Below are 13,334 nucleotides of genomic sequence, written 5' to 3' on the forward strand. Positions count from 1 at the left end.
GGCCAGGGCCCACCCGCCTCAGTGCGGGATTCCGCCGATCACGTCACGAGCGCCCTTGCGCAGCAGGTCACCCGCCACGTAGGCCCCCAGGTCCTCCCCCTTGTCCGGCTCCGACCACTCGTGCGAGTGGACGAACCTGGCTCCGTCGCGGGTGAAGACCATCCCGCGCAGGCTCAGCCGGCCGTCCCGTTCCAACCGCGCGTGACCCGCGATAGGGCTGTTGCAGTGCCCTTGGAGCCCGTGCAACATCGTGCGCTCCGCACTCACGCACCGCCGGGTGTCCTTGTGGTCCAGCAGACGCACCAGTTCCACGATGTCGGGATCGGCACGGCGGCAGTCCACCGCCAGCACCCCAGCACCCACGGCCGGAACGATGTCCAGTGCCTCGCCCGCCCGATCGACGCCCAGCCGCCCCAGGCTCGCCCGTGCCAGGACGATCGCGTCGAACTCCTCGCCCGCGTCCAGCCGCCCGAGCCGGGAGTTGACGTTGCCACGCAGGTACTCCACTTTCAGGTCGGGCCGGATCTGCCCGAGCTGTGCGCGCCGCCGCACCGCCGAAGTCCCCACCCGGGCCCCCGGTGGGAGGTCGGCCATGGACCGGACCTCGCTCGCCATCGGAAACAACATCACATCGGCCGTGTCGTCACGCTGCACGTAGGCGGCGAACACCAGCCCTTCCGGGCGAGGCTCGTCACCAGGGACGTCCTTGAGACAGTGCACCGCGACGTCCACCCGCCCGGTCACCAACGCCCGGTCGATCTCCCTCATGAACGCGCCCTTGCCACCCAGCTCGCCCAAGTGGCCCCGATGCCGATCTCTGGACGTCTGGATCCCGACCACCTCGACCCGGACGCTGGCCAACTCCTCCAGCCGCGCCGCCACGCCGCGCGCCTGCGTCATCGCCAACGGAGACGTCCGTGTCCCCAACCGCAGCACCCCGCTCCCGCCCGACCAGGAGAACACCGGTTCCACCCCGCCGACCCCGGCCAGGACGACATCTGTGCTGGCAGATGTTCCACCTCGACCGCTGGAGTCCACTTCACGCCCCATCGCCCGCCCCTTCCATCACTTCACCGAGAACACTTGCACTTGAGCGCTGCCACGATCAGGCGTACTCGCGGGACGGAAACAGGCGGTGCTTCAACAGCAGGTCCAGGGCTTCGGCCGCCGCCTTCGCGTCCCCGCACGGCGAGATGAACCCACCGCGCCCGTCCCCTGCCTCGAAGTAGCCCCACGCCTCACCCGGCAACGCGCGCACCGTCACCACGGCCCCGATGTCGTCGGCGCGCCCACTGGCGTACACCCACAGCAGCGGCACCGGAAACCGGAACTCCCGCTTGTCGTACAGCCCGACGCATCGCCAGCTCAGCGGCTTCAGCGCGACGCGGAGGACCTCCAGTCTCCGCACAGCGGGGTCATGGCCCCGCAACGTCCGAGCCGCCAGGACCAGCCGCCACCGGCCGACCGCCTGAACCAGATCCTGTGCCACCTCCTACGCCCCTTTCGCTCCTGATCCGTCTATTTCTGCTCCGATTCGCCACCCTTCTCGGTGCACGCCCCTCACGTCACCCCGTACTGGACGGGACGAAGTGGAAGAGGTGGCGCGGCCGGGGTGGGGGCATCTCAACCGGCGGCGCCACCCCGGCTCTAGCGGGATCCAGCTGTAGTCCGCGTCCTGGCCGCCAGGATTGCCCGGCCGAGTTGCTCGGGGCACCGGGATCCGACGAGCAGCCGGCCGTCGACGAGCGCCCACCACTCCCGCGTGTGGTGCCCGAACCACGCGATGACGCCGTACCGCTGCGCGAGCGCTCGGGTCGTGTCCTCCCGGATCGTCCGCACGTCGATCACAGCGGTGTCCTCCAGCGGTCCCAATGTCACGACTCGGCACTCCAGGTGAGTTCCGCCCACATGGTCTGGCCGTCCTCGGTGACGTCGTGGCCGATCTTGTCGGCGGTGTGGTAGACGATCAGCAGGCCGCGTCCGTGGTCGTCCTCGTCCGACGGGTCGCCGGGGAAGGGCCGCCAGTCGCCGGCCCCGGCATCGTGGACGGCGATGCGCGCGTGACCGAACTCGACCTCGACGGTGACGGTGACCTCGCCGCCGTCGCCTGACGCTGTGTGCCGCAGGGAGTTGCCGACCAGTTCGGAGGCGATGAGCTCGGCGTCGCGCCGGCGTGGGCTGTCGGCGAGCATTCCACGGACGAAGGCCCTGGCGGCTGCCACCATGGGGGGACAGCCTGGATAGGTCTGGCTCCACTCCATGGCGCCTCCTACGGACGGTGATCGCGTTGTCACAGTAAAGCTGTGTGCACAGCTTGCAAGCGGTGCGCACAGGTTGTCAAGCTGTGTTCGAACATTCGCACCCGGCAATCGGAGACGCCGTGACCCAGCCCGCCTATCAGCGCATCGCCGATGATCTACGGCGCCAGATCTTCGGCGGGCAGCTCGCAGCAGGCGACAAGGTCCCCTCGCGCGCTCGGCTCCGCGAGCAGTACGACGTCTCCGACCAGGTCGCGATCCAGGCCGTGCGGCTGCTGATATCCGAAGGCTTCCTGGAGGCCCGCTCGGGATCGGGCACTTACGTCAGGCGCAAGCCCACACTGAAGCGCCTTGCTCGTTCCTGGTACGACACGAGCGGCCGCACCAGCTCCCCGTTCCGCACGGAGATGGCAAGTCAGGGCCGGGCCGGCAACTGGCGGGTCTCGTCACAGACCGCCGCGGCGAGCCCGCCGGTCGCAGAGCGGCTCGACATCGCGGCGGGCGACCCCGTGATGGAGAGCCGGTACACCTTCCTCGCCGATGACGAGCCGGTGATGCTGTCCACGTCGTGGGAGCCGCTGGAGATCACGCAGGGCACGCCGGTGATGTTCCCGGAGGAGGGCCCGCACGCGGGCGCGGGGGTCGTCGCGCGGATGCGGGAGATCGGTCGGCACATCGAGACCGCGCAAGAGGTCGTCACCGCCCGTCCGGTCCTGGCGGTCGAGGCGGACCGGCTCGGCGAGGCGCTCGGGTCGGTGGTGATGGTGATCGCGCGGACCTACGCCACGGTGGACCGGCCGGTCGAGACCGCGGACATCGTGGTGCCGGTCGACCGCTATGAGTTGGCGTACGTCATTCCCGTCGAATGACGGGAATGACGTACGCCAGTGCGGCCGTGTTGGGGAGAGGTCAAGGGGGTCCGAGCACCTGGGGGGTGGCCAGGGCGCGGGCAGTGTCGGAGAAGTACTGCTCGGGGGCCTGCTCGGCCAGCCCGAGGATGACGCCCTGGCTGAGGCCGATCATGAGTGCCCGCAGCGCGGTCGCCAGCCGCTGCGCCTGCCGCGCCGTCACGGTGGCCCCCTGATGTGATCTGCCGGCGAACAGGGCGGTCATGCGTTGTTCGTGCGCCTGGACGGACGTGGCGAGCTCGGCCCGCAGTTCGGGGTCGCGCAGGGCCATGTCCTGCAAGCTGATCTCGAACGACAGGTGCAGCAGCGCGTCGGGGTCGTCGCAGGTGCGCCGGTAGTGGCGGGCGAAGGCGTCGACGGCGTCCAGCAGGTCCCGGTCGGCGGGGACGGCCTGCTCGATCCCTTCGTAGTGCGGGCCGAGGTGGGCGGTGACCATCGCGATCAGCAGGCCGTCCTTGCTGCCGAACAGCGAGTAGACGGCGCCGGTGGTCAGGCCGGCCTGCTCGGCGATCTCCTCCAGCCGGGCGCGGTGGCCGTCGCGGGCGACGATCCGGCGCGCGGCCTCCAGCAGGGCACGGCGGTTGCGTTCCTTGGTCTCCGCCCTGGTCATTCGCATAATCTGATTATTACAGTAATCTCATTATGGATGCAGCCGGAACGCACGCGGCCACGAGCATCGCCGTAGACAGGGGGAGCATCGTCATGGACGTGAAGAGCGCGACCGCAGCCGAGCGCCGGGAGCTGGCGGCGATGCTGGAGGATCTGCCGGCCGCGGGGTGGGACGCGCCGACCCTGTGCACCGGCTGGCGCGTGCGAGAGGTCGCGGCGCACATGTCGATGGGATTCCGCCTCTCGATGCCCAGGATGGTGCTGGAGCTCGCCAAGTCCCGGGGCGGGATCAACCGGATGGCCGACCGGCGGGCCCGCGAGGACGCGGCGGCCATGTCCACGGCCGAACTGGTCGGCGCGATCCGCGACAACGCCGGCCACCCCTGGAAACCTCCGGTCGGCGGTACCACCGCGGCGCTGGGGCACGACGTGGTCCACGGCCTGGACATCACGGTCGCCCTCGGCATCGACCGTCGCGTGCCCGACGAGCGTGTACACCCGCTCCTGGAGAACGTCAGCGTCAGAGCGGCGAAGTTCTTCGGCGCCGACCTCAACGGCATCGAGCTGCGCGCCGACGATCTCGACTGGTCTTTCGGCACCGGCGTCCCCGTGACCGGGTCCGCGCAGGACCTCCTCCTGGTCGCCTTCGGACGCAAGCTGCCGCCCGGCCGGCTCCAAGGGCAGGCGAGCGAGCGGTACGTCGCGGCCTGAACCGACCGCGGCGGCGGGGCGGGCGCTACCAGCTGGTTCGGAGCTGTTTCAACAGGGTCCTCGCCGCGAGGCCCCCGGGCCCGCCGGTGCGCCAGGCCAGGGCTATTCGCGCACGCAGGGCCGGTTGAGTGATGGTCAGCGTCCGCATGCCGAGGGCCGGCGCCGTGCCGGTCGACGACGCCGGGAGGACGGCCACGCCGAGGCCGCGAGCGGCGAGTCTCGCCAGGAGGTGCGGGGCCGCCGCCTCGAAGGCGATGCGCGGCTGGAACCCCGCCCGCGCGCAGGCGCGGTCGAGTGCTCCGCGCACGCCGGTGCCGCGCGGCAGGCTGATCAGCGGCCGGTCGCGGAGTTCGGCCAGCGGGATGTCGGCGCGTCCGGGCGGGCGCGTGACGAGGGGGGCGTCCGCCGGCATCACGGCGAGCAGCGGTTCGTCGATCACGGCCTGGAGGGAAACGCCCACCGGGGGGGTCCTGGTCCGCGAGACCGATCACGGCGATGTCGATCTCGCCGCGTTGAAGCGCGGCGAGCATCCTCTCCGAGGTGTCTTCGGTGAGGGTGATCTCGACGTCGGGATGCTCGTCGTGGAAGGCGGCGAGGATCGAGACGAAAGCGGACTCGCCGGCGTCCGCGCCGGAGACGAGTCCGATCGTCACATGCCCGCGGAGCAGTCCGGCGAACTCGTCCGCGGTCTGCCGTACCGCCTCGGCACCGGCGATCGCGGCCCGCGCGTAGGGCAGTACCGCCTCGCCCACGTCGGTCGGCGTCACCGATCGTCCGGTGCGATGCAGCAGCGGCTGCCCGAGCTCTCGTTCGAGCCGCCGGATCTGCGCGCTCAGGCCCGGCTGGGTCAGGTGAAGGCGGTCGGCGGCACGGGTGAAGCCGGCCTCCTCCACGACGGCGACGAAGTACCGGAGTTGCCGAAGTTCCATAACCGATGATTCTACTTGCAGGAAATACAAACACTTGGACTTATGCGAGAGGGGCCGACAGTCTTGAGGCCGTGACGAAGCGTGGGCAGGTCACGCGTACCGCGCCCCGCTCGGACCTGGGCAGCGGTTTCGGGAGGAGAGAGATGGCGGAACGACGGGTCGATCAGTTCCAGATCGACGGGTTCGCCGAAGGGCGCATCCTCGTACAGCGTTGCGCGGAATGCGCGATCCTCCACAACCCGCCGCGGGCGATGTGCCCGAACTGCCATTCGCTGGAGTGGGAGCACGCGGCGTGCGGCGGGCTGGGCACCGTCTACAGCTGGATCGTGCCTCGCCACGGAGCCCTCGACGGCGAAACGCACATCGTGGCGGTCGTGGAGCTTGAAGAGGGCGTGCGCCTCCTCAGCCGGATCCGCGATGTCGCGATCGCCGACATGCGCAACGGACTTCCGGTCGAGGCCCGGTTCGAGGAGGACGAGCAGTCCGGCAAGAACCTCGTGTTCCGGCCGGCGGGCACGGCGCCGAAGCCGGCGGCGGTGATCGATCGTGACTGGCATCCGGTGCCCGAGAGCCGGCCGCGGCGCCCGAAGGACGTGCTCTGGGAACGCACGGCCATCAGCGGGATAGGCCAGACCGAGTTCTCCAAGGACTCCGGACGGGCGGAGATCTCACTCGCCGCCGAAGCATGCCTGGCGGCCATCAAGGACGCCGGCCTCACCCCCGCGGACATCGACGGCATGGTCACCTTCACCCAGGAGACCAACAGCGAAGTCGCCCTCATGGGGAACCTGGGCATTCCCGAGCTGACGTTCGATGCCCGCGGACTGGGCGGCGGCATGGCCGCCACCGCCTGCATGCAGATCGCGGCCAGCGCGGTGCTGTCAGGCGCGGCGACCAACGTGCTGGTCTACCGCGCCTTCAACGAACGCTCCGGCCGCCGGTTCGGCGTGCCGGCGCGGCGCGACGGCGCCCCCGCCGCGCGGTCGCTCAACACCCCGGCGGCCATCTACGCCCTGTGGTACCAGCGCTATATGGACACCTTCGGCGTGTCCAACGAGGATCTCGGACGCTACTCGGTGGTGGCCCGCAAGCACGCCGCCGGGAATCCCAACGCCTGGTTCCACCGGCGGCCGATCACCCTCGAAGAGCACCAGCAGAGCCGCTGGATCGTCGAACCCGTCCTCCGCCTCCTCGACTGCTGCCAGGAGAGCGACGGCGGCGTGGCCCTGGTCGTGTCCTCCCTCGACCAGGCCGAGGACGGCCCGAATCCGCCCGTCCGCCTCCTCGCCGCGGCGCAGGGCTACGCCAAGGGCAACAGCGGCCCGGGTCCGGGCCCCCTGGAGAGCGACCTGTCGCGCTTCGCCGACTGCCGTGTCTCGGCACGCCAGGCGTTCCGGGACGCCGGACTGTCACCCGGCGACATCGGCGCGGCGATGATCTACGAGAACTTCACCCCGCTCGTCTTCCTGACCCTTGAGGAACTCGGCTTCTGCGGACCGGGCGAGGCCAAGGACTTCATCGCGGAAGGCCACATCGAGATCGGCGGCACGCTGCCGGTCAACACCCATGGCGGCCTGCTCGGCGAGGCCTACATCCACGGACTCAACAACACCCTCGAAGCGGTGCGGCAGCTCCGCGGCGTCTCATCGAACCAGGTCGAGGACTGCCAGAACGTCCTCGTCTCGAACGGAGTCGGAACCTTGATCTATGGCAGGGCTTGATGACGTCCTTCATGCTCGTACACGGAGCGTTCCACGGGTCCGCGTGCTGGGCTCGCACGGCGAGCGTCCTCACGGAACTCGGCCACGACGCCCGCACCGTCGAACTCCCCCTGACGTCCCTGAGCGACGACGCGGACACGGTCAGATCCGCGATCGAGGCGGCGAACTCCCCGGTCGTGCTGGTGGGGCACTCGTACGGAGGTCTGGTGATCTCCAGGGCCGCCGACGGGCATGCCGCGGTGCGGCACCTCGTCTACGTCGCGGCGGCCATGCTGGACGGTGCCGACACGAGTCACGGGCGGGGCGCGCAGTTCCCCGCGACGCCGCTCAGGCCGTTGATACGCCACCTCCCGGACGGTACCGCGGCCGTGGAGCCGGAGGACGCGGTGAGGTGCTTCTTCAACGAATGCCCCCCTGACGTCGCCGCCGAGGCCGCGACCCACCTGCGCCCCACCGCCATCGCATGTGTGGCCGAGGCGCCCGGGTCCGAGCCATGGCGGACCATCCCGTCCACGTACGTGGTCTGTGAGCGGGACCGTGCCGTCCATCCCGACTTCCAACGCTGGATGGCCGCGCGCGCCGGCCACGTCGTGACCTTGGACACGGACCACTTCCCGTGCTACTCGCAGCCGCGGCTCCTGGCCGGCATCCTCGCGTCCGCGGAACCCGCACCCGAGGTCGCGCCATGCCCGTGAAGCCCATCGGGGTGTGCCTGGCCGACAACGCCGCCGCCCAGCCGGACCGTCCCGCCATCAGCTGCGCCGGACGGAGCGTGACCCGCCAGGAGCTGGACCGACACACCAACCGCCTCGCAAGGGCCTATCGGGACCTGGGTGTGCGCGAAGGCGACCTGGTGGCCGTGTGCCTGCCGAACGGCATCGAGTTCTACGAGTCGTGCCTGGCGGCGTGGAAGCTCGGGGCCACCCCGCTGCCGATCTCCTGGCGCATGCCGCGGGCGGAACTCGACCCGATCATCGCGCTGGCGCGCCCCCGGCTGGTGGTGGGTTCGGCGGTGAGCGGCCCGGCGTGCGTCCCGCAGGGCTTCCGGCCCGGCGAGCGGCTGAGCGATGGTCCGCTGGAGGCCCGCGTCGCGCCCTCCCTCAAGGCCATCACCTCCGGCGGGAGCACCGGCACTCCCAAACTCATCGTCCCGGCCCAGCGCGGCGAGTTCGACACCGACCGCCGGTGGCTCGGCATGCGCCGCGACCAGGTACAACTCGTTCCCGGGCCGCTCTATCACAACGGTCCCTTCGCATGTTCCACGAACGGTCTGCTCGCCGGTCACCACCTGGTCGTCATGGAAAGGTTCGACGCGGAGGACGCGCTGCGGCTCATCTCCGGCCACCGGGTGAACTGGGTGTCACTGGTGCCGACGATGATGCTCCGGATGTCGCGGTCGGTCGAGGCGCATCCGGAGAGGTACGACCTCACGTCACTGGAAACGGTCTGGCACGGCGCCGCCCCCTGCCCCGAGTGGCTCAAGGAGGCGTGGATCGACCTCATCGGTCCCGAGCGGCTCTTCGAACTGTACGGCGGCGCCGAGGGCCAGGCCGGCTGCCACATCTCGGGCACCGACTGGCTCGCCCATCGAGGGTCGGTGGGGCGGCCGGCCGTCGGGGAGATCGTCGTCCTCGACGCGGAGGGCGGCGAGGCGCCGCGCGGCACGGTCGGAGAGATCTACATGAGGCGGGGCGAGGGCGAGCCCCCCGGCTACCACTACATCGGTGCCGAGGCGCGGCGCCGGCCCGGCGGCTGGGAGTCGCTGGGCGACCTCGGGTGGATGGACGGCGAAGGCTACCTGTACCTCGCTGACCGGCGCACCGACATGATCACCTCTGGTGGCGCCAACGTCTACGCCGCGGAGGTCGAGTCGGCCATTCTGCGGCATCCTCTGGTCCTGTCCTGTGTCGTGGTGGGGCTGCCCGACCGGGATCTGGGCCAGCGGGTACACGCGGTGGTCCAGCCCGCGGCACCGCTGAGCCAGGACCGGCTCCTCGGCTTCCTCGATGAGCGGCTCGTCCGCTACAAGATCCCGCGGAGCGTCCGCTTCGTGGACGAACCGCTCCGTGACGACGCCGGGAAGGTCCGCCGCTCCGCCATCCGCGAACAGGAGGCGGCGATCGCGCCTCCACTGGAGTGACGGGCCCGCCGGCGAGGCGATCAGGTCACGGACGGGGCGGGGGCCTCGGTGATCACGCCGTCTTCGAGGTTGAGGACTCGGTCGGCCTCGGTGAGGAGGGTCTCGTCGTGGGTGGCCACCAGGACGGTGACGCCCTCGCTGGAGACGACGGCGCGGAGCAGGGGCATGATGGCGGCGGCCGTTTCGGAGTCGAGCTGGCCGGTGGGTTCGTCCGCCAGCAGGAGGCGGGGGCGGTTGGCGAGGGCGCGGGCGATGGCGACGCGCTGGCGCTGGCCGCCGGACAGTTCGTTGGGGCGGGGCCGCGTGGTCGGCCAGGCCGACCAGGGACAGCAGGATGCGGACGCGTTCGTCGCGTTCGGCGGGGGGTGTGCGGACGAGGCGGAGCGGGACCTCGACGTTCTCGGCCGCCGACAGGACGGGGATCAGGCCGTGTGACTGGAAGACGTCCCCGGTGTCCCCGGCTTGGGGCTTTGACCGGGTTCGGCGTGTCCAGCGAGTCTGCGAAGACGTCCCACCGGGTGCCCGCCGGACGCGTCGCGGCCCCGGCGCCGCCGTCCCCGTCGCCGCGCACGCCGAGGATCTCCAGTTCGAGCGGTCCCCCGGGTGCGTTGTCGTCGTAGGCGTAGTGGACGCCGCGGACCGACAGGGGGTAGGAGAGGACGCCGCCCGGTCCGGCCAGCCCGGCGGCGTCGAGCCCGACCGTGCTTCGCGCCGTCCGCGGCGACACCGGGCAGCGCGACCCGCCGCACCAGGGGCCGAGTCGCAACAATTTCGCGATCTACGGCAAATCACCTATTGGCGCGCCATGCGGAGGTGCCCTCTGGGGGGACGGTCTCCGCGCGCCGCAGGATCTCCTCGGGGGCGAGGTCGGCGCCGGCGGTGAAGGTTTCCGGCGTGACGCTGGGGCCGATGCGTTCGGTGGCGCGGTCGATGTCGTCCTGTTCGGCCGCGCCCGGGGGCAGGCCCGCCGACGTGCGGATCGCCGCCGCCTTGCCTAGTGCGTGTGCGGCCGCCTCGTGGCGGCCGGTCAAAGTCAGCGCGGAGGCCAGCCCCTCCAGCGAGCCCGCCAGGTCGCGCGGCGCCTCCAGGCGGATCGCGACGGCCAGCGAGTCCCGGTAGTAGGTGAGCGCGCCCGCCGCGTCGCCGCGCATCTCGGCCACGTACCCGAGCCCGGTCTGGACGAGCGTCAGGTAGAGCGGCGGGAACTCCTCCGGGGACGCGGTCGCCAGCAGGCGGCGCAACCGGTCCTCGGCGTCGTCCAGGCGGCCTTCGCGGCCCGCCGCCAGGGCGAGCCCGATGTCGGCGAACATCACGGCCTGCGCGAAACCCTGCTCCACGGCCACCCGGTGCGCGCGGCCGAACAGGCGGCGGGACGAGGTGTAGTCGCGGCGCAGGTAGGCGATCCAGCCGCGCCAGGCCATCCGGACCGCGACGTCCGGCCACAGGTGCAGCTCCTCGGCCATCCGCTGGCCCTCGTGCTGCAGCCGCTCGGCACGGTCGTAGTCCCCGGCAAGCTCCGCCGCCCCGCCGAGCCACTCCGCCGCCTGCAGCCCGCCCCACCGGTCGCCGATCTCGGCGAACCGCGCGGCGGCCCGTTCGGCGTCGCGTTCCAGTGCGGCCGGGTCGCCGTGCGCGTGGGCGTGCTGGGCCCGCAGGAGCAGCGCGGCCGCCTCGCCCCAGCGGTCACCGGACGCGCGGAACGCGGCCAGCATCTCCCCCAGCCGCGCCGCGCCCGCCCCGGCGTCGTCCAGGTCGAACTGGACGTAGGTCAGGAACCAGCGCGCCCAGGCCCCCAGGTGCGGGTCCCCGGTCTCGTCGACGAGAGCGAGGGCATCGTCGCGGCGGGCCCGCCAGTCTTCCGGCGGGCCCTTCAGGACGGCGAGGCCCGTCCGCCACGTCAGCGCCCTCGCGCGGGCCGCCGGGGCCCCGCCGCCGCGCTGGAGCGCCGTGTCCAGCGACCGCAGCGCCTCGGTCAGCTTGCCGCGCAGGAACCAGTACCAGGCGAGGGCGTTGACCAGGCGCAGCGCGCCGTCGCCGGTGGCGGACTCCAGCGCGAGGCGGAGATTCGCCGACTCCTGGTCGAGCCGGAGCAGCCAGCGCGCCTGCTCCGGGCCGTAGAGCCGACGTTCCGCGCGCTCGGCCAGCTCGATGTAGTGGCGGCTGTGACCGGCGCGCGTCCATCCGTCCTCGCCCGCCTCGGCCAGACGCTCGGCGGAGTAGGCGGCGACGGACTCCAGGAGCCGGTAGCGGGGACCCTCGCCCGGCCGTTCCGTCATCACGACCAGGGAACGGTCGACCAGCCTGACCAGGACGTCCAGGACCTCCGCCTCGGGGACGTCCTCCCCTGCGCAGACGGCTTCGGCCGACTCGGCCGCGCAGCCGTCGGCGTGCACGGACAGCCGCCGCAGGACGGCCCGTTCCGGCCCGGTCAGCAGGTCCCAGCTCCACTCGATCATCGCGGTGAGCGTCCGCTGCCGGGCGGGGGCGCCGCGATGGCCGGACGCCAGCAGCCGGAACCGGTCGTCGAGCCGGTCGACCAGGCCCTCCACACCGAGCGTCCGCACCTTGGTCGCGGCCAGTTCCAGCGCGAGGGGGATCCCGTCCAGGCGGCGGCACAGTTCGCCGACCCGCCCGGCCGTCCCCCCGTCCAGCCGGAATCCCCGCGAGGACGCCGCCGCCCGGGTCGCGAAGAGCCGGACCGCGCTCGCCGTCTCGGGGTCGTCGTCCTCGCCGGGCACGTCCAGCGGCGGGACCGACCACACCACCTCGCCGGGCAGGCCGAGCGGCTCCCGGCTGGTGGCGAGGATCCGCAGGCCGGGGACGCGGCGCAGCAGCCGCTCCGCCAGTCCGGCGGCCTGCTCGACCACGTGCTCGCAGTTGTCCAGGACGAGCAGCAGCCGGCGGGCGCCGAGCGCCGCCGCGAGCCGGTCCAGCGCCGGGCTCTCGTCGCCCGGGGCGTCCCGGATGTCGAGGATCGCCGTCACGACCTCGGCGAGGTCGGGCACCGTGGATCGCTCGAACCCGGCGAGCTCCGCCATCCACACGCCGTCGCCGAACCCGTCCACGAGCCCGGACGCCGTCTCCACCGCGAGCCGCGTCTTGCCGACGCCGCCGGGGCCGGTGAGCGTGACGAGGCGGTCGGTGCCGATCCGCGCCCGGATCTCCCGGACGGCGTCGTCCCGTCCGATCAGCTCGGTCGGCGGGACGGGCAGGTTCGACCGCGGGCCGGGCTCCCGCGCGGCGGGCACGTCCAGGGCCGGGTCCTGCCGGAGGATGGACCGCTGAAGATCGGCCAGCTCGGAGCCGGGGTCGAGGCCCAGTTCGGCGGCGAGCAGCGTCCGGTGGCTCTCGTAGCTCTCCAGCGCCTCGTTCTGGCGTCCCGCCCGGTAGAGCGCCCGCATGTGGGCCGCCCGCAGCCGTTCGCGCAGGGGATGCGCGGCGACCGCGTCACCGAGCTCCCCGGCCAGGGCGCCGTGCTCGCCCAGGTCGAGCCGTACTTCGGCGTGCTCCTCCAGCGCGGTCAGCCGCAGCTCCTCCAGCCGCGCGATCGCCGGCCGCGTGAACGGCTCGTCCGCGAAATCGGCGAACGCGGGCCCGCGCCACAGCTCCAGCGCCTCGGCGAGCAGCGCCGCCCGCTCCTTCGGCTCCGCCGCCCGGCGCGCCTCGTCCACCAGGTTCTGGAAGCGCCGGGCGTCCACCCGCCGGCCGCCCAGCAGGTATCCGGCGGGACGCGACTCCACCAGCGCCCGCGCGCCCGGCTCCGCGTCCTCCAGGACGCGCCGCAGCTGCGACACCTTGGCCGACAGCGCGCCCATCGGGTTCCCGGGCAGGTCCTCGCCCCACAGGTCGTCGATCAGCCGGTCGGCGGGCACCGGACGGCCCTCGTGCACGAGGAGGTCGGCCAGCAGCGCCCGGACCTTCAACCCGGGCACCGCTACGGGCCCGCCGTCGTCGGTCCAGACGGCGAGCGGCCCGAGCACCCCGAAACGCACATGCCGACCCTAACGCCGGCCGGTGACGCCTCCGTCCGGCCGCCGACCGTAAGAATCCCGTAAACG

Annotated in this window: 14 protein-coding genes and 1 pseudogene; 6 read left to right on the forward strand and 9 right to left on the reverse strand. The window is 72.2% G+C overall.

The window, feature by feature from the left end:
* Positions 1 to 18: 18 nt before the first annotated feature.
* The 4 genes from hemC to E1285_RS20420 form a co-directional block, all read right to left on the reverse strand.
* Positions 19 to 1,050 (reverse strand): hydroxymethylbilane synthase, encoded by a 1,032-nt coding sequence (hemC, locus tag E1285_RS20405; RefSeq protein WP_132154391.1) that lies wholly within the window; start codon positions 1,048 to 1,050, stop codon positions 19 to 21.
* A 55-nt stretch (positions 1,051 to 1,105) separates the two neighbouring features.
* Positions 1,106 to 1,489 carry a hypothetical protein gene (locus E1285_RS20410; RefSeq protein ID WP_132154393.1) on the reverse strand — a complete coding sequence of 128 codons (384 nt, stop codon included), beginning with the start codon at positions 1,487 to 1,489 and terminating at the stop codon, positions 1,106 to 1,108.
* Positions 1,490 to 1,647: 158 nt separating this feature from the next.
* Positions 1,648 to 1,878 carry a hypothetical protein gene (locus E1285_RS20415; RefSeq protein WP_132154395.1) on the reverse strand — a complete coding sequence of 77 codons (231 nt, stop codon included), beginning with the start codon at positions 1,876 to 1,878 and terminating at the stop codon, positions 1,648 to 1,650.
* Complete coding sequence (locus E1285_RS20420) at positions 1,875 to 2,225, reverse strand: ATP-binding protein (protein ID WP_165966684.1); 351 nt, start codon at positions 2,223 to 2,225, stop codon at positions 1,875 to 1,877. Before E1285_RS20420 ends, E1285_RS20415 begins: the two co-directional genes overlap by 4 nt.
* 155 nt (positions 2,226 to 2,380) lie before the next feature.
* Here E1285_RS20420 and E1285_RS20425 point away from each other — a divergent pair, with 155 nt between their 5' ends.
* Positions 2,381 to 3,127 (forward strand): GntR family transcriptional regulator, encoded by a 747-nt coding sequence (locus E1285_RS20425; protein ID WP_132154399.1) that lies wholly within the window; start codon positions 2,381 to 2,383, stop codon positions 3,125 to 3,127.
* Between the two features lie 40 nt (positions 3,128 to 3,167).
* Here the strand turns inward: E1285_RS20425 and E1285_RS20430 are convergent, their stop codons facing one another.
* Positions 3,168 to 3,776, reverse strand: coding sequence for a TetR/AcrR family transcriptional regulator (locus tag E1285_RS20430; RefSeq protein WP_132154401.1), 609 nt, complete (start codon positions 3,774 to 3,776; stop codon positions 3,168 to 3,170).
* Positions 3,777 to 3,868: 92 nt separating this feature from the next.
* On the opposite strand from E1285_RS20430, the gene E1285_RS20435 reads away from it, so the two are divergent.
* On the forward strand, positions 3,869 to 4,486 hold the full coding sequence (locus tag E1285_RS20435) for a maleylpyruvate isomerase family mycothiol-dependent enzyme (protein ID WP_132154403.1): 618 nt from the start codon (positions 3,869 to 3,871) through the stop codon (positions 4,484 to 4,486).
* Between the two features lie 25 nt (positions 4,487 to 4,511).
* On the opposite strand, the gene E1285_RS47445 is transcribed toward E1285_RS20435, so the two are convergent.
* Together E1285_RS47445 and E1285_RS48400 are read right to left on the reverse strand one after the other, a co-directional pair.
* A complete protein-coding gene (locus tag E1285_RS47445) occupies positions 4,512 to 4,946 on the reverse strand; it encodes a LysR family transcriptional regulator substrate-binding protein (RefSeq protein ID WP_243722930.1) in 435 nt (144 codons plus the stop codon).
* A 343-nt stretch (positions 4,947 to 5,289) separates the two neighbouring features.
* A pseudogene (locus E1285_RS48400) lies at positions 5,290 to 5,415 on the reverse strand (LysR family transcriptional regulator); the annotation flags it as partial.
* Between the two features lie 143 nt (positions 5,416 to 5,558).
* Between E1285_RS48400 and E1285_RS20445 the strand changes: the two are divergent.
* From E1285_RS20445 to E1285_RS20455, 3 genes are read left to right on the forward strand one after another with little or no spacing between them, the layout of a single operon-like run.
* Positions 5,559 to 7,136: an OB-fold domain-containing protein gene (locus E1285_RS20445; protein ID WP_165966685.1), complete on the forward strand. Its 1,578-nt coding sequence runs from the start codon at positions 5,559 to 5,561 to the stop codon at positions 7,134 to 7,136.
* Positions 7,137 to 7,147: 11 nt separating this feature from the next.
* Positions 7,148 to 7,831 (forward strand): alpha/beta fold hydrolase, encoded by a 684-nt coding sequence (locus tag E1285_RS20450; protein WP_165966686.1) that lies wholly within the window; start codon positions 7,148 to 7,150, stop codon positions 7,829 to 7,831.
* Positions 7,822 to 9,276 (forward strand): AMP-binding protein, encoded by a 1,455-nt coding sequence (locus E1285_RS20455; protein ID WP_132154409.1) that lies wholly within the window; start codon positions 7,822 to 7,824, stop codon positions 9,274 to 9,276. The genes E1285_RS20450 and E1285_RS20455 overlap by 10 nt, the downstream gene beginning before the upstream one ends.
* 20 nt (positions 9,277 to 9,296) lie before the next feature.
* On the opposite strand, the gene E1285_RS47460 is transcribed toward E1285_RS20455, so the two are convergent.
* The gene (locus E1285_RS47460; protein ID WP_347814089.1) at positions 9,297 to 9,560 is read right to left on the reverse strand and encodes an ATP-binding cassette domain-containing protein; all 264 of its coding nucleotides are present in this window, start codon (positions 9,558 to 9,560) and stop codon (positions 9,297 to 9,299) included.
* Here E1285_RS47460 and E1285_RS47465 point away from each other — a divergent pair.
* Entirely contained in the window at positions 9,511 to 9,711 is a 201-nt protein-coding gene (locus tag E1285_RS47465; RefSeq protein WP_243722932.1) for a hypothetical protein, read from the forward strand. The genes E1285_RS47460 and E1285_RS47465 overlap by 50 nt on opposite strands.
* A 353-nt stretch (positions 9,712 to 10,064) precedes the next feature.
* On the opposite strand, the gene E1285_RS20465 is transcribed toward E1285_RS47465, so the two are convergent.
* Positions 10,065 to 13,268 (reverse strand): BTAD domain-containing putative transcriptional regulator, encoded by a 3,204-nt coding sequence (locus E1285_RS20465; protein WP_132154411.1) that lies wholly within the window; start codon positions 13,266 to 13,268, stop codon positions 10,065 to 10,067.
* Positions 13,269 to 13,334 lie beyond the last annotated feature (66 nt).

Source organism: Actinomadura sp. 7K507, from assembly GCF_004348425.1.
Classification (GTDB): Bacteria; Actinomycetota; Actinomycetes; order Streptosporangiales; family Streptosporangiaceae; genus Spirillospora.